The sequence below is a fragment of the Actinomadura meridiana genome (genome assembly GCF_039537545.1).
Lineage (GTDB): Bacteria > Actinomycetota > Actinomycetes > Streptosporangiales > Streptosporangiaceae > Spirillospora > Spirillospora meridiana.
On record NZ_BAABAS010000007.1, the window covers coordinates 190,908 to 214,922 of the forward strand.

Annotated in this window: 20 protein-coding genes; 19 read left to right on the plus strand and 1 reads right to left on the minus strand. The window is 67.4% G+C overall.

The window, feature by feature from the left end; translation table 11 throughout:
• Positions 1-15 precede the first annotated feature (15 nt).
• The 11 genes from ABD808_RS18885 to ABD808_RS18935 all read left to right on the plus strand — a co-directional run bounded on the left by ABD808_RS18885 (position 16) and on the right by ABD808_RS18935 (position 15,625).
• Positions 16-1,254: an MCE family protein gene (locus ABD808_RS18885; RefSeq protein ID WP_344898398.1), complete on the plus strand. Its 1,239-nt coding sequence runs from the start codon at positions 16-18 to the stop codon at positions 1,252-1,254.
• Positions 1,251-2,498: an MCE family protein gene (locus tag ABD808_RS18890; RefSeq protein ID WP_344898400.1), complete on the plus strand. Its 1,248-nt coding sequence runs from the start codon at positions 1,251-1,253 to the stop codon at positions 2,496-2,498. Before ABD808_RS18885 ends, ABD808_RS18890 begins: the two co-directional genes overlap by 4 nt.
• Positions 2,495-3,916 (plus strand): MCE family protein, encoded by a 1,422-nt coding sequence (locus tag ABD808_RS18895; protein WP_344898402.1) that lies wholly within the window; start codon positions 2,495-2,497, stop codon positions 3,914-3,916. Before ABD808_RS18890 ends, ABD808_RS18895 begins: the two co-directional genes overlap by 4 nt.
• A 10-nt stretch (positions 3,917-3,926) precedes the next feature.
• Entirely contained in the window at positions 3,927-4,415 is a 489-nt protein-coding gene (locus tag ABD808_RS18900; RefSeq protein WP_344898404.1) for a hypothetical protein, read from the plus strand.
• A complete protein-coding gene (locus tag ABD808_RS18905) occupies positions 4,412-5,176 on the plus strand; it encodes a type II secretion system protein (RefSeq protein WP_344898406.1) in 765 nt (254 codons plus the stop codon). Before ABD808_RS18900 ends, ABD808_RS18905 begins: the two co-directional genes overlap by 4 nt.
• A gap of 505 nt (positions 5,177-5,681) precedes the next feature.
• On the plus strand, positions 5,682-9,149 hold the full coding sequence (gene rpoB / locus ABD808_RS18910; RefSeq protein ID WP_344898408.1) for a DNA-directed RNA polymerase subunit beta: 3,468 nt from the start codon (positions 5,682-5,684) through the stop codon (positions 9,147-9,149).
• Positions 9,150-9,169: 20 nt separating this feature from the next.
• Positions 9,170-13,042, plus strand: a complete 3,873-nt coding sequence (locus tag ABD808_RS18915; RefSeq protein WP_344898410.1) for a DNA-directed RNA polymerase subunit beta' — start codon at positions 9,170-9,172, stop codon at positions 13,040-13,042.
• 194 nt (positions 13,043-13,236) lie between these two features.
• Entirely contained in the window at positions 13,237-13,479 is a 243-nt protein-coding gene (locus tag ABD808_RS18920; protein WP_344898412.1) for a hypothetical protein, read from the plus strand.
• A 133-nt stretch (positions 13,480-13,612) separates the two neighbouring features.
• Positions 13,613-14,020, plus strand: a complete 408-nt coding sequence (locus ABD808_RS18925) for a DUF4360 domain-containing protein (RefSeq protein ID WP_344898414.1) — start codon at positions 13,613-13,615, stop codon at positions 14,018-14,020.
• A 184-nt stretch (positions 14,021-14,204) separates the two neighbouring features.
• Positions 14,205-14,849: a hypothetical protein gene (locus ABD808_RS18930; protein WP_344898416.1), complete on the plus strand. Its 645-nt coding sequence runs from the start codon at positions 14,205-14,207 to the stop codon at positions 14,847-14,849.
• Positions 14,850-14,857: 8 nt separating this feature from the next.
• On the plus strand, positions 14,858-15,625 hold the full coding sequence (locus ABD808_RS18935) for a hypothetical protein (protein ID WP_344898418.1): 768 nt from the start codon (positions 14,858-14,860) through the stop codon (positions 15,623-15,625).
• 100 nt (positions 15,626-15,725) lie between these two features.
• Here the strand turns inward: ABD808_RS18935 and ABD808_RS18940 are convergent, their stop codons facing one another.
• Complete coding sequence (locus tag ABD808_RS18940; RefSeq protein WP_344898420.1) at positions 15,726-16,271, minus strand: CGNR zinc finger domain-containing protein; 546 nt, start codon at positions 16,269-16,271, stop codon at positions 15,726-15,728.
• Positions 16,272-16,297: 26 nt separating this feature from the next.
• Between ABD808_RS18940 and ABD808_RS18945 the strand changes: the two genes are divergently transcribed.
• From ABD808_RS18945 to ABD808_RS18980, 8 genes are all read left to right on the plus strand, one after another.
• A complete protein-coding gene (locus ABD808_RS18945; protein WP_344898422.1) occupies positions 16,298-16,777 on the plus strand; it encodes a GNAT family N-acetyltransferase in 480 nt (159 codons plus the stop codon).
• Positions 16,774-18,303 (plus strand): MFS transporter, encoded by a 1,530-nt coding sequence (locus ABD808_RS18950; RefSeq protein ID WP_344898424.1) that lies wholly within the window; start codon positions 16,774-16,776, stop codon positions 18,301-18,303. Before ABD808_RS18945 ends, ABD808_RS18950 begins: the two co-directional genes overlap by 4 nt.
• Positions 18,294-18,476, plus strand: a complete 183-nt coding sequence (locus ABD808_RS18955; protein WP_344898426.1) for a DUF397 domain-containing protein — start codon at positions 18,294-18,296, stop codon at positions 18,474-18,476. The genes ABD808_RS18950 and ABD808_RS18955 overlap by 10 nt, the downstream gene beginning before the upstream one ends.
• Positions 18,477-19,406: 930 nt before the next feature.
• Positions 19,407-19,739 carry a peptidase inhibitor family I36 protein gene (locus ABD808_RS18960; RefSeq protein WP_344898429.1) on the plus strand — a complete coding sequence of 111 codons (333 nt, stop codon included), beginning with the start codon at positions 19,407-19,409 and terminating at the stop codon, positions 19,737-19,739.
• A 185-nt stretch (positions 19,740-19,924) separates the two neighbouring features.
• Positions 19,925-20,722 (plus strand): hypothetical protein, encoded by a 798-nt coding sequence (locus ABD808_RS18965; protein WP_344898431.1) that lies wholly within the window; start codon positions 19,925-19,927, stop codon positions 20,720-20,722.
• 26 nt (positions 20,723-20,748) lie between these two features.
• Positions 20,749-21,909, plus strand: a complete 1,161-nt coding sequence (locus ABD808_RS18970; protein WP_344898433.1) for a peptidoglycan-binding protein — start codon at positions 20,749-20,751, stop codon at positions 21,907-21,909.
• Positions 21,906-22,679, plus strand: a complete 774-nt coding sequence (locus ABD808_RS18975) for an ABC transporter ATP-binding protein (RefSeq protein ID WP_344898435.1) — start codon at positions 21,906-21,908, stop codon at positions 22,677-22,679. Before ABD808_RS18970 ends, ABD808_RS18975 begins: the two co-directional genes overlap by 4 nt.
• On the plus strand, positions 22,676-24,004 hold the full coding sequence (locus ABD808_RS18980; protein ID WP_344898437.1) for an ABC transporter permease: 1,329 nt from the start codon (positions 22,676-22,678) through the stop codon (positions 24,002-24,004). The genes ABD808_RS18975 and ABD808_RS18980 overlap by 4 nt, the downstream gene beginning before the upstream one ends.
• Positions 24,005-24,015: the final 11 nt, after the last annotated feature.

Here is a 24,015-nt window from a genome sequence, read left to right on the forward strand (position 1 = left end):
ACCAGGCAGGTCAGCGTGCGTAACTCGGTAACGATCCTCCGCCTCGGCGGCGCGGTCCTCACCGTCGTGGTGCTCGCGGCCGCCCTGATGCTCCTGCTCCAGAAGCCGGAACAACGCCACATGACGGCGTACTTCACCAAAACCGTCGGCCTGTACAAGGGCGCGGACGTCCGCATCCTCGGCATCCCCGTCGGCGAGGTCACGAGCGTCGAACCGGTGGGCGACGCCGTGAAGGTCGAACTGAGATACGACGCCAAGTACAGGGTGCCCACGAACGCACAAGCCGTCATCGTCAACCAGACCCTCGTCTCGGACCGCTACATCCAGCTCACCCCGGTCTACAAGAGCGGCCCGATCCTGGCGGACAAGGCGACGCTCACGACGAGCCGCACCGCCGTCCCGGTCGAGGTCGACGAGATCGGCGGCAACCTGAACGACCTGTCCAAGGCGCTCGGCCCGCAGGGCGCCAACGCCCCGGGACCGAACGGCGAGGAGGGCTCGCTCTCCCGCCTCCTCGGGGTGGGCGCCGCGAACCTGAACGGCCAGGGTGACGACATCCGCCAGACGATCAGCGACACGGCCAAGGCGCTGAGCACCCTCAGCGCCGACCGCGGTGACGTCGCCGAGACGATCAGGAACCTGCGGATCATCACCGGTGCGATGAAGGCGAACGACCAGCAGATCAAGGCGTTCACCGGCCATCTCAACGCGGTGTCCGGCCAGTTGGCAGGGGAGAAGGAGGAGCTCAGCGCGGCGCTCAACACCCTCGCCCCCACCCTGCGGAACGTGCGGCGGTTCATCAGGGACAACCGTGGTGAGCTGGCCGCGAACGTCCGGCAGCTCGCGCAGATCACCGGCGTACTGGTGAAGGAGAAGGCCGCGCTCACCGAGGCGCTCACCACCGGCCCGCTCGCCATCAACAACCTGGCCCGTGCCTACGACCCGATCAGCGGCACCATCCACACCCGCGACAACTTCCGCCAGTTCCACGACCTCGCCGACTGGATCTGCTCGCTCACCTACTCGGTCGGGACGCCCGCCCAGCAGTGCCTGGACCTCCTCCGTCCGGTCAACGGCGTCGGCAGGGCGCTGACGAACTTCAGCCTGGACCTGTCCTGGATCACCGCCCTGACCACGCACTACGACCCGGTCCCCGTCCCACCGGACGCCTACGGCCCCGGCGGCCCGCCAAAGACCCGCGACCAGGGCAAACCAAAGAACATCACCGCACTCCTCCCGGGAGGCGGCCAATGACCAGAAAAGGCAAACTGGCCGCCGCCCTCCTGACGATCACACTGCCCCTGGCGGCATGCTCCTTCAACGGCGTCGAATCGCTCCCGCTCCCGGGCGGCCCCGACCTCGGCTCGCACCCGAAGACCGTGAAGATCGAGTTCTCGGACGTGCTGGACCTCGTCCCGCAGTCGGTGGTCAAGGTCAACGACGTCTCCGTGGGCAAGGTCGAGAAGATCGACCTGGCGGGCGGAACATCCGGACAGGACGGCTGGCACGCCGTAGTCACCATCAAGATCCGCGGAAACGTCAAGCTGCCCGACAACGCCTTCGCCACGATCAACCAGACCAGCCTCCTCGGTGAGAAGTTCGTGGAGCTGGAACCACCGAAGGACCAGCCACCGACCGGCGACCTGGGCTCGGGCGACCTGATCCCGCTGAACCACACGAACCACGGCACCGAGATCGAAGAGGTGCTGTCGGCGATGTCGCTCCTGCTGAACGGCGGCGGGCTGGAACAGGTCTCCACGATCAGCCACGAACTCCAAGCAGCCATGCGCGGCCGCGAACCCACGATCAGGTCGGTACTGCACCGCGTCGACACGTTCACCGGAACCCTCGACCGCAACCGTGCCGCGATCACCCGGGCCCTCGACAGCATCGACCGCCTGACCGGCAAACTCGCGACCGAACGCAAGACGATCAGGGACACCATCGACGAGACGGGCCCCGCGATCACCGTCCTGGACCGCAACCGCGCCGACCTGACCAGGATGCTCGTCGCGCTGAACAAGCTCAGCCGCACCACCACCGGCGTGATCGACCAGTCCAAGGCCGACCTGGTCGCCAACCTCAAGGACCTCGACAAGATTCTGCGGAACCTCAACAAATCGGGCTCCGACCTGCCGAAGGCACTGGAAAGCCTGATCACGTTCCCGTTCCCCGCCACGTTCGAGAACACCATCGCGGGCGACTACGGCAACGTCCGCCTGACCCTCGACCTGGACTTCGACTCGATCGGCCGCAACCTGCTCGGCGGCACCGACGTCGAAGGCCTCCTCGGCAGCGGGAAGGAGATGCGCAACATGCTCCAGGTGCCGAACGTCACGCTCCCGGACACACCCCTGGGCGTCCTCCCGCAAATGCCAAAGGACAACGCGCTCCCCGCGATCCCGGGCCTGACCCCGCCAACAGAGAAAACACCCCCAAGCGCCCCACCCAAGGACGACGGCGGCCTGTGGGGCCTGCTGACGGGAGGATTCTCGTGATCCTCAAACGCGGCGTCATCCTCCAGCTGATCGCCTTCGCGGTCATCACGGTCGTCGGCGTGACGATCGTCTCGGTGAACTACATCGGCATCGGCCGCGGCGTGCTCGGCAAGGAGTACACCGCCTACGTCGACCTCACCGACTCCGGCGGCGTCTTCACCAACGCCGAGGTCACCTACCGTGGCGTTCCCGTCGGACGGGTCGGCCCCATCGAACTCACCGAGAACGGCATCCGCGTCAAACTCAAGCTCAACCGAGGCAAACGCATCCCTCGCGACGGCACAAAAGCAATCATCGCCAACCGCTCAGCAGTAGGCGAGCAGTACATCGACCTGGAGCCCACCAAGAAAGCGGGCCCCTACCTGGACGAGGGCGACCCGTACACGATCCCCCGCCAACGCACCACACTCCCCGTTCCCACGGCCGAACTGCTCCGCAACGTCGACTCACTCGTAGGCTCGGTGAACACCCGCGACCTAGGCGTGATCGTGGACGAGTTGGGCAAGGCGTTCACCGGCTCCGCCGACGACCTCCAGTCCCTCCTGGACGACACCGACCGCCTGCTGAAGACCGCCGAACAGGCCTACCCGGACACGAAACAGCTCCTGGACAACAGCGTGACCGTCCTCGGCACCCAACGCGGTCAGGCCGCCAACATCCGCGGCTTCGCCCGCAACCTGAACGACCTCACCACGTCCCTACGCAAGGACGACCCGGCCCTACGCAAAACCATCGACAACGTCCCCGGCGCGGTAAACGAGACACACAAAGCCATAAACCAACTCGCGCCGACACTGCCGGTCCTCCTAGCGAACCTCACCACGACCGGCCAGATCATCTCGTCCCGCAAAGCGGGCTTGCGATCCCTGTTCATCCTGTATCCGGTCACCGTCGCGGGCGCGTTCACCGTCACCCCAGGAGACGGAACCCAACACCTCGGCCTCGCGCTGAACATCGACGACCCGCCCGCATGCACCAAGGGCTACGAGAAGGTCAAACACCGCTGGCCGCAGGACACGTCCACCAAGAACCCGCCCCTGAACGCCGGATGCAAGGCGGCCCACGACTCGGGCACGTCCGTACGCGGCCCCCGCAACTTCCCCCCGGACGCCATCGCGCCCTACCCGCAGGTCCCCCCAGGCGCGACGACGGGCGCGGGATTCCCGGAGGACGGCACCGAACCCAAGCCCTCCAACAACCCCGAGGCCGCACCGTCAGCCCCCACCGGCCAACTCTCAAATGGCCAGCTCTACCTCTCGTATCCGGCCGGTTCAGTGGAATTCGCTGGATACGATCCATCGACCGGTGCGGTCTACGGCCCCGACGGCAAGCGCTACGTCATGCCCCGCAGTGCCGGTACCCGTGAGTTGGGAGACTCCTCGTGGAAGTGGCTCATGTTCGGACCCCTGACCCAATGAGGCCGGTCCGATGAGACGCCGCGGCCTCCAGATCACCACGCTCACCCTGGGCGTGCTGATCGTCGCCCTCACCGTCACCACAGCAGTCCTGGGCGTCCGCACCTGGCAAGGCAAACGCGACGACGACCGCCGCGCCGCAGCGGTCCAGGCGGCCCGCCAGATGGGCGTCAACCTGATGTCCCTGAACGCCGCGACCGCCCAGAAGGACCTGGACCGCATCGTGGCCGGGACCACCGGCAAACTCAAGAACACGCTCAGCGCCCAGTCCAAGGAGCTCCTGAACCAGCTCAACAAGACCCAGGCCAAGTCCAGCGTGGACCAGGTAGAGGCCGGTGTCGTCTCCATGGACGGCGACTCCGCGGAAGTGATGGTCTCCCTGAACGGCACCGTCACGAACCCGAAGGTCAAGAACGGCGCCCCGCGCTCGTTCCGCTACCTGATGGACCTGGACCGCAAGGGCGACCGCTGGCTTGTCGCCGACCTGGAGGTGGTCCCGTGACAATGCTCGACAAAGCCCGCAAGGCCACCGAACAGGCCGCCAAGGCGGCCAAGGCGGAAGAAGCCGCCCGCGTAGCCGAAGAAGCGGCGGCCAAGGCCAGAGAAGCAGCCCGCCAGGCCCAACAAGCCGCCGAAGAAGCCGCAGCAGCCGCAGAAGAGCCCGAAGAGCCCACCACAGAGGACTCAGATCCAGAACCAGCGGCAAAACCCACCAGAACAAGGGTCGTCCGCCTGACCAAGCCCACAGAACCCACAGACCCCGAAGACGCCCATACGGCGGGCCCCGGCTACACAGTGATCGCCATCCTGGCCGTGATAGTCATCGTCCTGGCCACGGCCGCCATAACCCTCTTCCTCAAGGACCGCGACCAGAACGCTGTGGACCACGCCCGCAAGGAAGCGTCCTGGGCGGCGTCCAGAGCGGCCCAAGAGCTGTCGGCCTACGACTACAGAACGATCGACGCCGACGTGAAGACGGCCGCCTCCCTCACCACCGGCAAGCTGCACACCGACTACGAGAAGCAGATCCCGGCCTTCAAGGCAGAAGCGGTCAAGAAGCAGCTGATCGGCACCACCACGGTCATGAAGACCGGCGTGATCACCGCGACGTCCACCAAGGTGGTGGTCCTGATCTACGCCAACCGCTCCTCAACGACCAAGGACGACAAGACCCAACGCCTCCCCGAGGCCCTCCGCCTCAAGGTCACGATGCAGAAGACCAACGGCACGTGGCTGGCGGCGAAGATGGAAGTCATCTCTTAACCCCTGGACAAGGGACCCCAGCCACGGTCACGGGTTGGGCGGCCGGAGGCGCCCCAGCGCCGGAGGTCGCACGACCCGGCGACGCGGGCGACCGCAGCGACGATCACAAGCCGCAACAGGCACAAAAACCGCACGTCGTCGTGAGGATCGCCCGCGTCGCTGACGGGGGTTCCAGGGGGTCGTCCCCCTGGGAAGACACTCTCGTCCCCCCGGTAAACTATGGCTTTCATCACTGCACGTCACGGCCCGAAAAGTCCAAGTCCGCTCTTGACTGGGAGGCGCTGAGGAGCGATGCTCCATGACAACGTGATGCATTCTGCGGCGCTAGAGTTGCGAGCGGTGTGGCATGTCGGCTACACTGCCCCTTTGCGCTGCCCTCTGACTATCCGCGTGTGAGAGCAACCCTGCGTCGGTCCGTTTTGGATCACTCTGTGCAGGTCTCGGACGTGGATCGTCTGGCGTGCGTGTAACCAGTTTACGCCGCGAGCCCTCGGAAGGACCACTCTTGGCAGCCTCGCGCAACGCCTCGAACACCACAACCGGTCCGAACCGCGTCTCCTTCGCGCGCATCAAGGAGCCGCTCGAAGTCCCGGACCTCCTTGCTCTGCAGACCAACTCCTTTGACTGGCTGCTCGGCAACGAGAGGTGGAAGGCCCGGGTCGAGGCGGCCCAGAAGGCCGGAAGTAAGAGCGTCCCGACGCAGTCGGGCCTCGAGGAGATCTTCGAAGAGATCAGTCCCATCGAGGACTTCTCGGGAACCATGTCCCTCTCGTTCCGCGACCACCGGTTCGAGCCGCCGAAGTACTCCGTCGAGGAGTGCAAGGACAAGGACATGACGTACTCCGCTCCGCTGTTCGTCACGGCGGAGTTCATCAACAACACCACCGGTGAGATCAAGAGCCAGACGGTGTTCATGGGCGACTTCCCGCTCATGACCCCGAAGGGCACCTTCATCATCAACGGCACCGAGCGGGTCGTCGTCTCCCAGCTGACCCGATCGCCCGGCGTGTACTTCGACCGGGCCCTCGACAAGGCGTCCGACAAGGACATCTACGGCTGCCGGGTCATCCCGAGCCGCGGCGCCTGGCTCGAGTTCGAGATCGACAAGCGCGACAACGTCGGCGTCCGCATCGACCGCAAGCGCAAGCAGCCCGTCACGGTGCTGCTGAAGGCGCTCGGCTGGGACGAGGCGCGCATCCGTGAGCGCTTCGGCTCCTACGAGTCGATCAACGTCACCCTGGAGAAGGACCACACCTCCGGGCAGGACGACGCCCTGCTGGACATCTACCGCAAGCTGCGTCCGGGCGAGCCGCCGACCCGCGAGTCGGCGCAGACCCTGCTGGAGAACCTGTACTTCAACCCGAAGCGATACGACGTCGCCAAGGTCGGACGCTACAAGATCAACAAAAAGCTCGGTCTCGACCTCGACATGAAGCAGGGGACGCTGACCAAGGACGACATCGTCGCCACGATCGAGTACCTCGTCCGGCTGCACGCCGGTGAGGAGGAGGCCACGCTCGGCGCGGTCGCCGTCCCGATCGAGGTCGACGACATCGACCACTTCGGCAACCGGCGCCTGCGCACGGTCGGCGAGCTGATCCAGAACCAGGTCCGGCTGGGCCTGGCCCGGATGGAGCGCGTCGTCCGCGAGCGGATGACCACCCAGGACGTCGAGGCGATCACGCCGCAGACCCTGATCAACATCCGGCCGGTCGTCGCCTCCATCAAGGAGTTCTTCGGCACCAGCCAGCTGTCGCAGTTCATGGACCAGACCAACCCGCTGGCCGGGCTGACGCACAAGCGGCGTCTGAACGCGCTCGGCCCCGGTGGTCTGTCCCGTGAACGGGCGGGCATGGAGGTCCGCGACGTCCACCCCTCGCACTACGGCCGCATGTGCCCGATCGAGACGCCGGAAGGCCCGAACATCGGCCTGATCGGCTCGCTGGCCGCGTTCGGCCGCGTCAACCCGTTCGGGTTCGTCGAGACGCCGTACCGCAAGGTCACCGAGGGCGTGGTCACCGAGCAGATCGACTACCTGACCGCCGACGAGGAGGACCGCTACGTCATCGCGCAGGCCAACTCCCTGCTGAACGACGACGGCACCTTCGTCGACGACCGCATCCTGGTCCGCCGTAAGGGCGGCGAGGTCGAGCTGGTCCCCGCCCGCGAGGTCCAGTACATGGACGTCTCGGCGCGGCAGATGACCTCGGTCGCCACCGCGATGATCCCGTTCCTGGAGCACGACGACGCGAACCGCGCGCTGATGGGCTCCAACATGCAGCGCCAGTCCGTCCCGCTGCTGCGCAGCGAGGCGCCGCTGGTCGGCACCGGCATGGAGTACCGCGCGGCGACCGACGCGGGCGACGTCATCACCGCCGAGAAGGCGGGCGTCGTCGAGGAGGTCTCCGCCGACTACGTGACCGTCATGAACGACGACGGCACCAGGACGACCTACCGCGTCTCGAAGTTCAAGCGCTCGAACCAGGGCACCTGCTTCAACCAGAAGCCCATCGTGGACGAGGGCCAGCGCGTCGAGATCGGCCAGGTCATCGCGGACGGCCCGTGCACCGACGACGGTGAGATGGCGCTCGGCAAGAACCTCCTGGTGGCGTTCATGCCGTGGGAGGGCCACAACTACGAGGACGCCATCATCCTCAGCCAGCGCCTGGTGCAGGACGACGTCCTGTCCTCGATCCACATCGAGGAGCACGAGGTCGACGCCCGTGACACCAAGCTCGGCCCCGAGGAGATCACCCGGGACATCCCGAACGTCTCCGAGGAGGTCCTCGCCGACCTCGACGAGCGCGGGATCATCCGCATCGGCGCGGACGTCGTCCCCGGCGACATCCTGGTCGGCAAGGTCACCCCGAAGGGCGAGACGGAGCTGACCCCGGAGGAACGGCTGCTGCGCGCGATCTTCGGTGAGAAGGCGCGGGAGGTCCGCGACACCTCGCTGAAGGTGCCGCACGGCGAGCAGGGCAAGGTCATCGGCGTCCGGGTGTTCTCCCGCGACGAGGGCGACGAACTCCCGCCCGGCGTGAACGAGCTGGTCCGGGTGTACGTCGCGCAGAAGCGCAAGATCACCGACGGCGACAAGCTGGCCGGACGGCACGGCAACAAGGGCGTCATCTCCAAGGTGCTCCCCGTCGAGGACATGCCGTTCCTGGAGGACGGTACCCCGGTCGACATCGTCCTGAACCCGCTCGGCGTCCCCGGGCGCATGAACGTGGGTCAGGTCCTGGAGACCCACCTCGGCTGGGTCGCGTCCCGCGGCTGGAAGGTCGAGGGCGAGGACGCCGCGTGGAAGAAGGCGCTCAAGGAGATCGGCGCGTCCGAGGCCCCGCCGTGGACGAACACCGCCACCCCGGTGTTCGACGGCGCCCGCGAGAACGACGTCACCGGTCTGATCGAGAGCACCCTGCCGAACCGCGACGGCCAGCGTCTGGTCGGCCCCGGCGGCAAGGCGCGGATGTTCGACGGCCGCACCGGCGAGCCCTACCGCGACCCGATCTCGGTCGGTTACATCTACATCCTCAAGCTGCTCCACCTGGTCGACGACAAGATCCACGCCCGTTCGACCGGCCCGTACTCCATGATCACCCAGCAGCCGCTCGGCGGTAAGGCGCAGTTCGGCGGCCAGCGATTCGGTGAGATGGAGGTGTGGGCGCTGGAGGCATACGGCGCCGCCTACGCCCTTCAGGAGCTGCTGACCATCAAGTCCGACGACGTGCTCGGCCGCGTGAAGGTGTACGAGGCCATCGTCAAGGGCGAGAACATTCCCGAGCCCGGCATCCCCGAGTCCTTCAAGGTGCTCATCAAGGAGATGCAGTCGCTGTGCCTCAACGTCGAGGTGCTCTCCAGCGACGGCATGTCCATCGAGATGCGCGACACCGACGAGGACGTCTTCCGCGCCGCGGAGGAGCTCGGCATCGACCTGTCCCGGCGTGAGCCGAGCAGTGTCGAAGAGGTCTGATCAACTCAAGGGGAATTCTGTTGCTTGACGTCAACTTCTTCGACGAGCTACGCATCGGCCTGGCGACCGCTGACGACATTCGCCAGTGGTCGCACGGCGAGGTCAAGAAGCCGGAGACGATCAACTACCGCACCCTGAAGCCGGAGAAGGACGGGCTCTTCTGCGAGAAGATCTTCGGCCCGACCCGCGACTGGGAGTGCTACTGCGGCAAGTACAAGCGCGTCCGGTTCAAGGGCATCATCTGTGAGCGCTGCGGCGTCGAGGTGACCCGTGCCAAGGTGCGCCGTGAGCGGATGGGCCACATCGAGCTGGCCGCGCCCGTCACGCACATCTGGTACTTCAAGGGCGTCCCGTCCCGGCTCGGCTACCTGCTGGACCTGGCCCCGAAGGATCTCGAAAAGATCATCTACTTCGCGGCCTACATGATCACCAGCGTGGACGCCGAGCGGCGCGACCGTGACCTGCCGACGCTGGAGGCCCACATCTCCGTGGAGCGCCAGCAGATCGAGCAGGCCCGCGACGCGCAGGTCGAGGCCCGCCAGCAGAAGCTGGAGGGCGACCTGGCGGAGCTGGAGGCGGCCGGCGCGAAGGCCGACCAGAAGCGCAAGGTGCGCGACGGCGCCGAGCGGGAGATGAAGCAGCTGCGCGACCGCGCGCAGCGTGAACTCGACCGTCTCGACGAGGTGTGGAGCCGCTTCAAGAACCTCAAGGTCCAGGACCTTGAGGGCGACGAGCTGCTCTACCGCGAGATGCGCGACCGGTTCGGCAAGTACTTCGAGGGCGGCATGGGCGCCGCGGCCATCCAGGCGCGGCTCCAGAACTTCGACCTCGACGCCGAGGCCGAGCGGCTGCGCGACATCATCCGCACCGGCAAGGGCCAGAAGAAGGCCCGCGCCCTCAAGCGGCTGAAGGTCGTCTCGGCGTTCCTCAACACCCGCAACAGCCCGCTCGGCATGGTGCTGGACTGCATCCCGGTCATCCCGCCGGACCTGCGCCCGATGGTGCAGCTCGACGGCGGCCGGTTCGCCACGTCCGACCTGAACGACCTGTACCGGCGTGTCATCAACCGGAACAACCGGCTCAAGCGGCTGCTCGACCTCGGCGCGCCCGAGATCATCGTGAACAACGAGAAGCGGATGCTCCAGGAGGCCGTCGACGCGCTGTTCGACAACGGCCGCCGCGGCCGTCCGGTCACCGGTCCTGGCAACCGTCCGCTCAAGTCGCTGTCCGACATGCTGAAGGGCAAGCAGGGCCGGTTCCGCCAGAACCTGCTCGGCAAGCGCGTCGACTACTCGGGCCGTTCGGTCATCGTCGTCGGCCCGCAGCTGAAGCTGCACCAGTGCGGCCTGCCCAAGCAGATGGCGCTGGAGCTGTTCAAGCCGTTCGTGATGAAGCGGCTTGTCGACCTCAACCACGCGCAGAACATCAAGTCCGCCAAGCGCATGGTCGAACGCGCCCGCCCGGTGGTGTGGGACGTCCTCGAAGAGGTCATCACCGAGCACCCGGTGCTGCTGAACCGGGCGCCGACCCTGCACCGTCTCGGCATCCAGGCGTTCGAGCCGCAGCTGGTCGAGGGCAAGGCCATCCAGATCCACCCGCTCGTCTGCACCGCGTTCAACGCGGACTTCGACGGTGACCAGATGGCCGTGCACCTGCCGCTGTCGGCGGAGGCGCAGGCCGAGGCGCGCATCCTGATGCTGTCGACGAACAACATCCTGAAGCCGTCGGACGGCAAGCCCGTCACCATGCCCACCCAGGACATGGTCATCGGCCTGTACTGGCTGACGACGCAGAAGGACGGCGCGACCGGCGAGGGCCGTTCGTTCGCCTCGATCGCCGAGGCGATCATGGCCTACGACCGGGGCGAGCTGGACCTCCAGGCGAAGATCCAGGTCCGGCTGAAGGACGTCCCGCCGCCGCGGGAGTGGATCGCGCCCGAGGGCTACGAGCCCAGCCGTCCGTACCGGCTGGAGACCACGCTCGGCCGCGCCATCTTCAACGAGACGCTGCCGGACGACTTCCCGTTCGTCGACGACGAGATCAGCAAGAAGCAGCTCTCGGCGATCGTCAACGAGCTGGCGGAGACGTACCCGAAGGTCCAGGTCGCGGGCGCGCTGGACGCGCTGAAGAGCACCGGTTTCCACTGGGCGACCAGGTCCGGTGTCACGATCGCGATCGCCGACGTCATCACGCCGCCTGGCAAGCAGGACATCCTCGGCGGTTACGAGCAGCGCGCGGAGAAGGTGCAGCGGGAGTTCAACCGCGGCCTGATCACCGACGACGAGCGCAAGCAGGAGCTCATCGAGATCTGGAACAAGGCCACCGCGGACGTCGCGGTGGACATGGAGAAGGCGTTCCCGAAGGACAACCCGATCTGGATGATGATCCAGTCGGGCGCCCGAGGCAACCCGCTCCAGCTGCGCCAGATCGCTGGTATGCGCGGCCTGGTCTCCAACCCGAAGGGCGAGACCATCCCGCGTCCGATCAAGTCGTCCTTCCGCGAGGGCCTGTCGGTCGTCGAGTACTTCATCTCGACGCACGGCGCCCGCAAGGGCCTGGCCGACACCGCGCTGCGCACCGCCGACTCGGGTTACCTGACCCGGCGCCTGGTGGACGTCGCGCAGGACGTCATCGTCCGCGAGGAGGACTGCGGCACCGACCGCACGATCCCGTTCGAGGTCGCCGAGAAGCTGTCCGACGGCACCCTGGTCAAGCCCGCCACCTCGGAGACGAGCCTGTCGGGCCGTACCATCGCCGAGGACGTCGTGGTCGACGGCACGGTCATCTTCCCGGCCGACACCGACCTGTCCGACGTGGTCGTGTCGCGCCTGGTGGAGGCGGGCGTGGAGAGCGTCCGCACCCGCAGCCCGCTGGTCTGCGAGGCCAAGATCGGTGTCTGCGCCGCCTGCTACGGCCGTTCCCTGGCCACCGGCAAGCGGGTGGACGTCGGCGAGGCCGTCGGCATCATCGCCGCGCAGTCCATCGGCGAGCCCGGCACGCAGCTGACGATGCGCACCTTCCACACCGGCGGTGTGGCCGGTGGCGACATCACGCACGGTCTGCCGCGTGTCACCGAGCTGTTCGAGGCCCGCGTCCCGAAGGGCGTGGCCCCGATCAGCGAGGTCGCCGGCCGCGTCAAGATCGACGAGACGGAGAAGGCCCGCAAGGTCGTCATCGTCCCGGACGACGGCTCCGACGAGATCGCCTACCCGATTCCGATGCGGTCCCGCCTCCTGGTCAAGGAGGGCGAGTCCGTGGGCGTCGGCCAGCAGCTCATCGCGGGTGCGATCAACCCGCACGAGGTGCTGCGCATCCTCGGCCCCCGCGCGGTGCAGCTGCACCTCGTCCAGGAGGTCCAGGAGGTGTACCGGTCGCAGGGTGTGTCGATCCACGACAAGCACATCGAGATCATCGTCCGCCAGATGCTGAAGCGGGTGAACATCCTCGAGTCGGGCGACACCGACCTGCTGCCGGGCGACCTGATCGAGCGACCGATCTTCGAGGGGCGCAACCGGAACGTCGTCGCCGAGGGCGGGGTCCCCGCCGCGGGCCGTCCCGTCCTGATGGGCATCACCAAGGCCTCGCTCGCGACCGAGTCGTGGCTGTCGGCGGCGTCCTTCCAGGAGACGACCCGGGTTCTCACCGAGGCCGCGATGCACGCCAAGAGCGACCCGCTGCTCGGCCTCAAGGAGAACGTCATCATCGGTAAGCTCATCCCGGCCGGTACCGGCATGCCGCAGTACCGCAACGTCCGGGTCGAGCCGACCGAGGAGGCGAAGGCGGCGGTCTACTCCGTCGGCTCCTACGACGACGGCGCCGAGTACGCCTTCGGTCAGGGCTCCGGCGAGGCCGTCCCGCTGGAGGAGTACGACTTCGGCCAGTACAACCGCTGACGCACAGCGCGCACCAGGAGGGCCGCCACCCGCACCGCGGGCGGCGGCCTTCCGCGTTTCTCAGGCGACCGGTTCGCCGGGCCGGGGCTTGACCTGGGCGTTTGTCGATTTTCTTGACCATTTGCCGGGTTTTGCGGTGGTTCGGCCGGGGAGGTAACCCCTCGTTGACGATGCGAGACGACGGGGGAGAGAGCATGAAGCGGATCGTGACCGGGGCATTCATCGTCGCGGCGCTGGGGATCGGCGGGATCGGCAGCGCGGCGGCGGCCGCACCGTCCCACGACCAGACCCCGCGCCAGGACTGCCGCACCTACTCCAGCACCACCGAATGCGGTCAGCCCAAGCTGACCGAGAAGCAGCGCGCGTGCGTGACCACGTCCGTCCAACAGGGCATGACCGAACGCCGCGCCACAGTCGAATGCCACGCCTTCGCCTGAGGCCTGCCGGGGCGGATGCACGGACGCGGCCCGTAAACGCCCTGCCTTCGTTCTCTTCACATCCGCCCTGACAGCTCCCTCGGCTTCCGCGGGCCCATTGATCCCGCCGCCACCCGGGGCATCCGTCTCCTTGGTGGGCGACACTCCTCGCTATGACTGCGAGGGCACGTCGCTCGCGGCGTCCGAACCGCTCACCGGGTACACGGTCAGCCACTCGAAGTTCCACGTGAGCGCGGGCGGCGACTCCGCTCCGTCGGACGCCCGAAAGAGTTGTCAGGTCGCCGTTCGGATACACGCTCCCGAGGGGTACACGTTCGCGATCGAACGGGCTGAGTACCGCGTCTTCGCCGACCTGACTCGTGGAGCAGGGGTCCCACCCCACCAACTCGTCTTCATGCGCTGTGGCGATCTACGTGACCTGATCTCCATCAGTGAGCTGAGAGCGGCCAGGGGCTCGGACCGTTCTCTTCTCAATGGCGTGGCGTGGGACATTCCCGGAACGCGCTCGACCTACGACCTCGCCTGGAAGGCCTGCCCATAGCGTCACGGGCCCTGACCGGTTCGTCGCCGGGTCTCCCGGGGTGGACGCGTCGTGCTTGGGCGGTAACGGGTGAGATGCCGGTTGTTTGTCGTGTGACAATTATGTGATCATCGAGGTGTTGATCTTGGTTTCATGATCGTTCATGCTGGCGACGTCTGCTCGAACTCAGGAGCGAAAGTTGCGCATGAACTTCAGGGCGCGGACGCGCCGACGTTTTGTTGGCGTGGTCGCCTTCACTCTCGTTCCACTGACACTCGCGGTGGGGGTCGGCTGGGCTGCGGCCACCGACAACATGTTCCCCACCTACGTCAACGACAGCCACTGCTGGACTGGTTTCCGCAAGGGCAGTCCCTGCCAGACCGACAACCGCGACGTCTACTTCTACATGGACAGTCACGGCGAGTACATGCTGGAGGCGGTGGACAAGAAGACCGTCAACGCCGCGATCGACGGGGAGTATCGCCCCACTGACCTGGCCTTCCACTACGACTCGACGCCGGTGTTCAAGGGGAGCGGCGAGACCGACATCGTCTACCAGGAGGGTTCCACCGGCCTTCCGGACAGTGTCGCGGGGACGACCTGGTGCGACGCCGCTGGCGGGGACGGAGTCGACTGCGACCAGCAGTTCATCCGCGTCCGTGGGGCCGGTTACTACACCTACGCCAGGTCCTGCCACGAGACGGGCCACGCGGTGGGGTTGCAGCACGGCGACAACTCCAACCCACGGCTGTCGAGGACCGACTCCCGCCTGGGCTGCCTGGTGACACCGTCCACCGGTCACAACGACCTCGGCGCCAACAACGTCACGAACATCAACGCCACCTACTAGGGGAAGCCATGAAACGCGGCATGTACTTGGCGGGGGTTGGCGTGGTGGGTCTGTTGGCCGCCGCCGTGGCCGTCCTCGCCCCGCACGACGATCAGGCGAGCGGCGCGACCGCCGCCCCCGAGGCCGCCACTCCACGGGTCATGGTGGCCGAGGGCGATGACCGTCTGCCCAGCACCACCGCTACTGACTGGGTGACCTACGCCGACCACGTCGTGGTCGTCACCGCCGCCTCCGAGCGCCGTCTCCCTGCCAACCCGACCGACGCGGAACGGGGCGAGGGCCTCATCGGCCGGACGGTCGACATGGAGGTCACGAAGGTCCTGTGGTCGCGTAAGGACGCTCCGAAGGCGGCGCCCAAGAGTTGGACCTACAACGCGGCGGGCTTCGTCCTCACCGAGGGCGACCCGACGGCGATCCCGATGGCGCTGAACGACCGCCCCCGGATGGAGGTCGGACACCAGTACATCCTCGCCATCGCCTGGGAGCCCGCCCGCTGCTCGCCCGGCGACGAGCCCGAACCGGCCCGCTGGATGGGTCTCGGCGAGGGGTCAGAGGTGCCGTACGACCACAACATCATCGGCGAGGGGGAGACGGAGGGACGTGTCCAGACCGCGGCCCAGGCCCGGTCCCTCCTCGCCAAGGCCACCGGTGAACGCGGGCTGGAGGAGCAGCTGACCGGGCAGGACGCCGCCGCGCTGACCGCCGCGCTCAAGGCCGCGCCCGCCGGTGAGAAACAGGCGCTGGCGGCCGAGCCCGCGTCCACCGCCTGCGACTGATCGGGCTCGTAGGCCGACCCGCTTGAGGATTGGTTGATGCTTTCGTCTGTTTCGCGGGCGGGTGGAACACGAGTGTGAGTTACGGCATGCGGCCCCGTCCTCAGGCGGGGCCGCTCGCGTGTTCGGGCCGCGCGGTTCGGGCGCGGTGGCGGCGGACGGCGTCGCGGTTGGCGCATCGTTGGGAGCAGTAGCGTTGGCGGCCGAGGCGGGACGTGTCCGCGAAGATCATCGTGCAACCGTCGACGGCGCATCGTCCGAGCCGGTGCATGCCCGGTCCCACCAGGTGCAGCGCGGTGGCGACGGGGATCAGCGCGGACAGGACGGAGCCGAGCGGCTGCCCGTCGTCGCGGTAGTGCAGGTGCCAGCCGCCGCCACCGTGGTCGGTCAGGCGCGGGTGGGCCGCGGCCGCCGTGAGCATCCGGTTGACCAGCGCGGCGCGTTCGCGCTCGTCGGTCGTGTCGACGACCTTCTCCCACTCGTCGAGGACGGCCCACGTGCGGTCGACGTCCTGTTGGGTGACCGGCTGGTCCATCAGCAGTCCCGCCGCCTGGCAGCAGTGCGCGAGTTCCGTGCCGGATGCCGGGCGGCGGTTCGCCAGTTTCGCCGCGAGCTTCACCGCATCCTCGCCGTAAGGGTTGAGGTGCACAAGTCCATTACATCACGGTGGATGCCATGACCCACGACACCCCGGTACGGCAGGCGGAGGAAAGCGACATCCCGGAGCTCGTCCGCCTACGCGCGCTCTTGTTCGGAACCATCGGCGGCGACTTCTTCGACTCACCGTCAGCGGGCGACGCCTGGCGGGACGACCTGGCCCGCGTCCTGCGGGACAAGATGAAGGACGACGACGCACACATCCTGGTCGTGGACGGCGACACCGGCCTGGCCGCCTGTGGCATCGGGACCATCGCGCAGTGGTTCCCGGCCCCGCACTCGCGGAACGGCCGGATCGGCCACCTGGGCGGTGTGATCACGGACCCGGCGTACCGGCGGCGGGGATACAGCCGCGCGATCATGCGCGGCCTGCTCGACTGGTTTCGGCAACGGGACGCCGTCCGGGTGGACCTGTACGCCTCACGCGACGGCGAATCGCTCTACCGGGAACTCGGCTTCATCGACCACCCCGACCCGGCGCTGTGCTGGCGCCCGTGACGGCCGTCGCGGCACTGCCTCACCACGCCCTGCGCTATCGGTGGACGATCCTCGGCGTCGCCACGTTCACGCAGGCCGCGTCCGCGTTCTTCGTGCAGAGCATCGGGGCGATGGGCGTCCACCTGGAACACGACCTGCACCTGAGCACAGCCCAACTGGGCCTACTCCTCTCAGCGGCACAACTGGCCCCTTTGGTCGGTCTATTGGTGGCGGGCGAACTCCTGGACCGCTACAACGAACGGTGGGTCGTCGGCGCGGGCGCGAGCATCGTCGCAGCGGCCCTGGCGCTGGGAAGTATGGCTCCCGGTTATGCGTCCCTGCTTCTCGTCCTACTCGTGGTCGGCGCGGGATACAGCACCGTCCAGCCCGGAGGCAGCAAATCGGTGGCGTCCTGGTTCGACGAGTCCCAGCGCGGGTTGGCGATGGGGATTCGTCAAGCAGGACTCCCACTGGCAGGGGTAGGAGCTGCGGCGGTGATGCCCGTCCTAGCCGACGCGTTCGACTGGCGCATGACACTCAGAGTCGGTTCCCTAGTCGCACTCTTAGGAGCCATAGCCTTCATGACCTTCTACCGCAGCCCGCCCATCTCCCAGAAGGGCGTCGCCGCGAGAACCCACACCACACTGAAGGCACGCCTACAGATGTTCCGCCGCCCGTCCATGGCAAAGAGCGTCATGTCCGGCGTGTGCATGATCTCGGTACACAGCGCCGTGGGCGTCTTGACCGTCCTATACCTGCACGAGACAGCCTCGCTAAGCGCGGGCCGCGCAGCCCTAGTCCTGGTGGCGGCGCAGGGAGCGGGCGTCGCCGGACGAGTCTGCCTGGCGGCCTGGAGCGACCGCCGCAAGTCCGGACGCTACGCCACGGTCATGACCTGCATGATGGCCGTAACCGCAGGAATGATGGCACTGATAACCCCACTGGGCCATTCCCCAGTAACGGCTTCCGTCCTCTTCGTCTGGCTCGGGTTCTTCGGAATCGGCTGGTACGGCCCGTGGATCGCCTACGTAGCCGAGTCCGCGCCACCAAACCAGACGGGTTTCGCGCTGGGCCTCACCATGGCAACCACCCAGTCCGCCGTCATTCTGGCCCCGCCCACCCTCGGCCTTCTTGCGGTCGAGGCCCGGATCAACCGTCAAGCCATCCTCACCAGGGAGAACCCGCCACCCCCGGAGTTCTCGCTACTCCAGGACGAGATCTCCCTGACCCGACTCACCGGCAGCCCCGAAATCATGAAAGAGCAACTAGAGCACCTGCTCTACGTGGTTGAGCGAGGCACGGTAACACTCCAGATCGTCCCGAGCCGCGGAGAGCACGTGGGTAACAGCGGGGCCTTCACCATCGCTACGCTGGCTGACCGCACCGAGATCGCCTACGCAGACATGGCGGCGCGCGGACTCAGCATGAGCGATCCAGACGACATCGCGACCCTCCACAGAAACCTGATGTCCGTCCGATCGCTCGCCCTACCCGTAGACCAGTCCATCGAGATGATTCAAAAGGTGGTACGAGAGAAATGGACCTGACCAACGCAGCCTGGCGTAAGTCCAGCTACACCACCGCCAACGGCGGAGAATGCGTCGAACTCGCATCCTTGCCGGGAACAGTAGCGGTGCGCGACAGCAAAGACCCAGACGGGCCAAAGCTTCTTGTGACGCGCCACGCTTTCGCCGCTCTGATCTCCGAACTGAAGCGCTAACACATCCCCGCGTGCGCGGGGGAGGTTCGGCCTTTCCTTTGTGGTGCCAGCTTGGTCACGGTAGCGCGGGGTGAGACGGCGGTGGGCGCTACTTGAGCTCTGTGTCTCGGACCTGGCTCTGCCGGGTAACGACCAGGCGACGGCGAACATTTGTCGACGACCTGACCGACGACGCCGAGGCGATCAAGCTGTGCGCCTTTGCCTTCGCGGCCGCCTGGAAACGAGCCGTCGATCACCCGGAGTACGCGATTTCTTGACGCCTCGACGCGATCCTGGCATCTGTCGTCCTCGCCGTCTCCATCGTCCAGTGTCCAAGCCGCTCGGCGGGCGCTCGCCGACAGGCTGCGGGGGATCGCCGTCCAGCAGTTCCGGATACTGGATGATTGACCTTCCTGAGACCTGGCTGGCCTGGGCATGCAAGCCTTGGGTAGAGCTGGCCATGCCGGTAAGCGCAGCCATCTCCCGGTGGGTGGTGCTCTCCCGCCAGCGCATTCGACGCAGTTCGTGCGACGGCGGGCCCCACGGCAGCGCTGGACGATCATGCGTGCCGCCGACCCGCCCCCCGGTTGGCAGTTGGGTCCGTTCAAGGGAGAAATCTCTACCCCGGGCGGACAGATCAAGTCAGGCGACTGGTGTGATGTGCGTCACCCTCAGGTGGATGTGCGAGAGGAGGGGAGTTTCGCCCGCCTGGTGCGGGTGGAATGTCGTCGCATGTCAATGGCCGCGACCCCGTCGTATTGTCGTCACGGGAAGACGGAGAGTGCTTGCGCGGTAATGCGCTGATCCAACAAAAATGGCCTTTACAGGACGTTGACCATCTGTCAGCATTCACAAGTCATTAGCCCGATCCCACGGCAGTAGTTGGTGCTCTATCGCGGGACCGGGCCAGCGCAAGGCGAAAGTACCTGGCCACTCTCCAGCGTGCCGGTGGTGACCGTCGCGGCGACGGCGGTGATGTCGGGGGGCGCGGGCCTGACCGCGAGCGCCGATCAGTCCTGCGACCCGAAAGAGGTGCGCTTCTGGGAGGACGCCAACTTCGGCGGCAACGACGTCCTCACGACGCAGAGCTACGAGAATAACTGGCCCAACTGGATCGAGAACAAGGATTCGGCCGCCTCGAACCATGGCACCACCGGGCTGGGCGTTCGCGTCCACGACTACCACGACTACAAAGCTCGGATCTGGTGCATCCCCGCAGCCGTGAGCTGGGGGAGGCTCAACCCGCAGGACCGTGGTTCATCCCACGGGTGGGGTTATTGCTAATCCACATTGAGACGGGTGGAGCCTCCCCCGCGGGCTTCGCCTGGCTCCTTGAGTCGAAGGTGCTTGTTTTGGGACTCAGGTCTAAGATCGCGGGACTGGCGGCCGTGGCGGGAACGGCCGGCCTGGTACTCACCGCATGCGGCGGCAAAACGGACCCGCCGCCGAAAGGTGACAGCCAGTCCGGAATGACACTGGAACGGCGGCAGCTCATCATCGCGGAGAACGAGCTGACGTCGATCTGCATGCGAAAGCACGGTTTCAAGCACGTGACCGCGATCCCGCCCGTCCGGGAGGCGCCGGACCCGGCAGCCGTGGAGGGCGACAACATCGCCTCGCGCAAGGCGAACGGATACGGACTGTCCAGCCGAGGACAGGGGAACGGCTTGGACGGCGTCGGCGTCAACGGGCGGTATTTGGATTCGCTGTCCAAAGCCGAACAGGCCCGCTGGCAGCGGACGTACATCGGTGACGACACCAAGAAGATCAACGTGACGATGCCGGACGGAAGCACGGTCTCGACGGGATCGGACGGCTGTGTGACGGAGGCGCGCCGCACCCTCTACGGGGACATCTCGAAATATCTGCGGGTCTACATGGTCGCCGTCAATTACACGGGCGAGGCGTACAGGCTCACCATCGGCGACCCCGCCTACACCGCGGCCGTCGGCCGTTGGAAGCAGTGCATGACGGGCCGCGGCTACCATTTCGACTCGCCAAAGGCCGCCTACGAGGCGACGGACGAGGAGTACGAGAAGGCGGAAGACAAGGCCAAGGCCCGGCGGCAGGAGATCGCCGTCGCGATGGCCGACGCGGAATGCAACCGGCAGGTCGGTCTCTCGAAACTCCAGCACGAGATCCAGCAGAAGAACGAGGAGGCCATGGCCAAGAAGTACCAGGCCGACATCCTGGCGTACCGGGAACTGGAGAAGACCGCATTGGCCCACGCCAAGAAACTCGTCAACCCGAAACTGCTCGGCAGCTGATGGCAAACGGTGCGGGCGCGAAGCGCGTGCTCATCGTGGTTTTCGCGAGCGTTGTCGCGGCCTCCGGGCTGACCTGGTGGCTCGGGTCGAAGGTCCGCTCCCCCGAACAGGCGGCAGCCGACGCGCGGGCCCCGAAGGCGTCGCTCATCACCGCGCCGGTGGAGTTTCGGGAGCTGTCGAAGACGCTCGTCACGCGCGGGCACATCCGCGTCACGCACGAACGACCGGTCGAGTTCGAGGCCCCGGACGTTGAGGGAAGGCCGCTGGTCACGAGCATGCCGTTGCGGGCGGGGCAGACAGTCCGCGAGGGCATGGTGGCCGTCGAGGTGGCACAGCGGCCCGTTTTCTTGTTGCGCGGGAGAGGGCCGATGTTCCGCAATCTGACGGTTGGCTCGCAGGGCCGGGACGTGAGCCAGCTCCAGGCAGCGCTGGGACGACTCGGATACAGGACGTACGATCGGCCGGGCCATTTCGGGCAGAGCACCGCCACGGCGGTGAAGCGCTTTTACCAGGCCCGCGGATACGTCCCGTCACCGTCCGGTTCCGGAAAGGCCGGGAGCGGGACGGGTTCCGCGACCAGTTCGCCCAGCCCTTCGCAGGGCGGGTCCGACAAGGGCGACCCCCAGGTCGGAATGAGCGAGGTGCTGTTCCTGAACGACCTTCCGGCGCGCGTCGTCAAGGTTTCCGCGCGCCTCGGGAAGAAGGCGGACGGCACATTGCTCAGCCTCACCGACGGCGGTCTCGTCGCCGAGGCGGACCTGACCGAGGAGGAGGCGGGAAGGGTCGAACTGGGCATCTGGGCCACCGTCGAGTTCGAGGGAATGGACAGGCGTTTCACCGGCGAGGTCGTCAGCGTGAAGAGGCGCGCGAAGGACAAGAACGGCAACAGTTTCGCCGTGCGGGTGTCGGGCGGCGGCGACAGCCTTCCGCTCTCGCTGCGCGACGAGGAGGTCAAGGTCACGTTCAAGCTGTCCGGAACGGCGGAGAAGGCCAGGGTCGTTCCGATGGCGGCGATCTGGGCGCACAGCGACGGCTCCACATATGTGCAGACGATCGACAAGGACGGGACGAAACGCCAGATCAGGGTCGAACTGGGCATGTCGATTGACGGGTTCGTCGAGCTCATCGGGCCCAGGGGCGAGCCGCGCGAGGGTGACCTGGTCATCGTGGGCGAAGGCCGTTCATGAGCACACCGGTCCTGGCGCTGACCGGCGTCCACCGCACCTATCCCGGAACGCCTCCGGTGGAGGCGCTGCGTCCCTCGGATCTCACGGTGCGGCCGGGCGACCACTTGGCCATCACGGGCCCCTCCGGGTCGGGCAAGTCCACGCTGCTGAACATCATCGGTCTTCTGGACCGGATGACCGGCGGCGAGTACCTGCTGAACGGCCGGAGCGTCGGCCTGATGACGGAGCTCGGGCGCACGTCATGGCGCAGCCGGCAGATCGGCTTCGTGTTCCAGTCGTTCCACCTACTGAACTACCGCACCGCGCTGGAGAACGTCGAGTTGTCCATGCTGTACGGGACCGTGGGCCGCAGGGAGCGCGCGGCGCGGGCCCGGGAGGCCCTCTCGCGGGTCGGGCTCGACCACCGGATCGACTCGTTCCCGGGGACGCTGTCCGGAGGGGAGCGGCAGCGGGTCGCCATCGCCCGCGCCCTCGCAGCACGCCCGAGCGTCCTGCTGTGCGACGAGCCGACGGGAAGCCTGGACTCCAGGACGACCGGCGTGGTGCTGGACCTGCTGGAGGAGCTGAACCAGGACGGCCTGACGCTGCTCGTGGTGACCCATGAGCGCGATGTCGCGGCCCGCGCCCGGCGCCGGATCACGATCAGCGACGGCCAACTCCACGAGACCGAAATGGACAGCGGCGTCGCGGCTGGGGCGGGGAGCCTCGCCGCCAGTGGGACCGACGTCCGTGTCCAGGGCGAGAGTACTGGCGAGGGGACTCCGGCGTGAGATTTCGGCAGGGCCGTGAACGGCGTGCCGCCACGCCGCGGCCCGACACCGAACCGAGCGCTGAGCTGCGGCTCGACGTCGGCGCGAGGCCCTTGGTCCATGAGCCCGGAGGGGCGTCCCGGCTCGGGCTCCTGGACCTGTTCGGCGAGGCGATCGCGTGGATCCTCCGCAAGCGGGCCCGTTCCGCGCTCACCGCGCTCGGGACGTTACTGGGAGTGGGGGCGTTCGTGGCGACCCTCGGCGTGACCGGATCGGCGGGCGCGCAGATCAGCAGCCGGTTCGACGCCCTGAAGGCGACCGAGATCACCGTCCAGGACGGACGGCCCCCGCCGGACGGCGACCTGTCCGGCGACGCGGCGTTCCCCGCGGACGCCGAGCGCCGCCTCGGCCGCCTGAACGGCGTGCGGGCCGCAGGGGTGTTCTGGACGGTCGGGTCGGGCGACGTGATGGTGCGGCGCACGCCCGAACGGCAGGCGCGCGGCGACAACGAGGAGGGCGTCAGCCTGGTCGCCGCCTCCCCCGGCGCGCTGCTCGCCGCCGGTGCGAGCGTCCGCTCGGGCAGGCTGTACGACGAGGGCCACAACGCGCGCCGCGATCCCGTCGCGGTCCTCGGAATCGGCGTCGCCTCCCGGCTCGGCATCCACAGCGCCGAGAACCAGCCCGCCGTGTTCATCGGCGACACCGCCTTCACGGTCATCGGGATCATCGACGATGTGCGGCACAACCAGGACTTCCTGCTCTCGGTGATCATTCCGGATCGGACGGCGGACGCGGACCCGGCCTTCCACGGCGGGCAGCGGAACATCCTGATCGACACGCGTCCCGGGGCGGCGCAGCTGATCGGCCGCCAGGCGCCGCTCCAGTTGCGCCCGCAGGACCCGTCCCGGCTGGTCGCGATCGTCCCGCCGGACCCGCGCACGCTCCGCCAGAACATCGAGGGCGACATCGACTCTCTCTTCCTCGTCCTCGCGGGCGTCTCGCTGGTCATCGGGGCCATCGGCATCGCCAACACCACGCTGGTCTCCGTCATGGAACGGGTCCCGGAGATCGGCCTGCGCCGCGCGCTCGGCGCCCGCAAACGGCACATCGCCGCGCAGTTCCTCGCCGAGAGCGGCCTGTTAGGAAGCGGGGGCGGGCTCCTCGGCGCGTGCGGCGCCGTCATGGTGGTGGTCGCGGTGTCGGCGTTCAAGGGCTGGACGCCGGTGATCGCGCCCTTCCTGGTCCTGACCGCACCGTTGATCGGCACCGCGACCGGCCTCGTCGCGGGCCTGTACCCGGCGCTCAAGGCCGCCCGCATCGAACCCGTCCAGGCCCTGTCGCGTTAGAAGTGGGACAC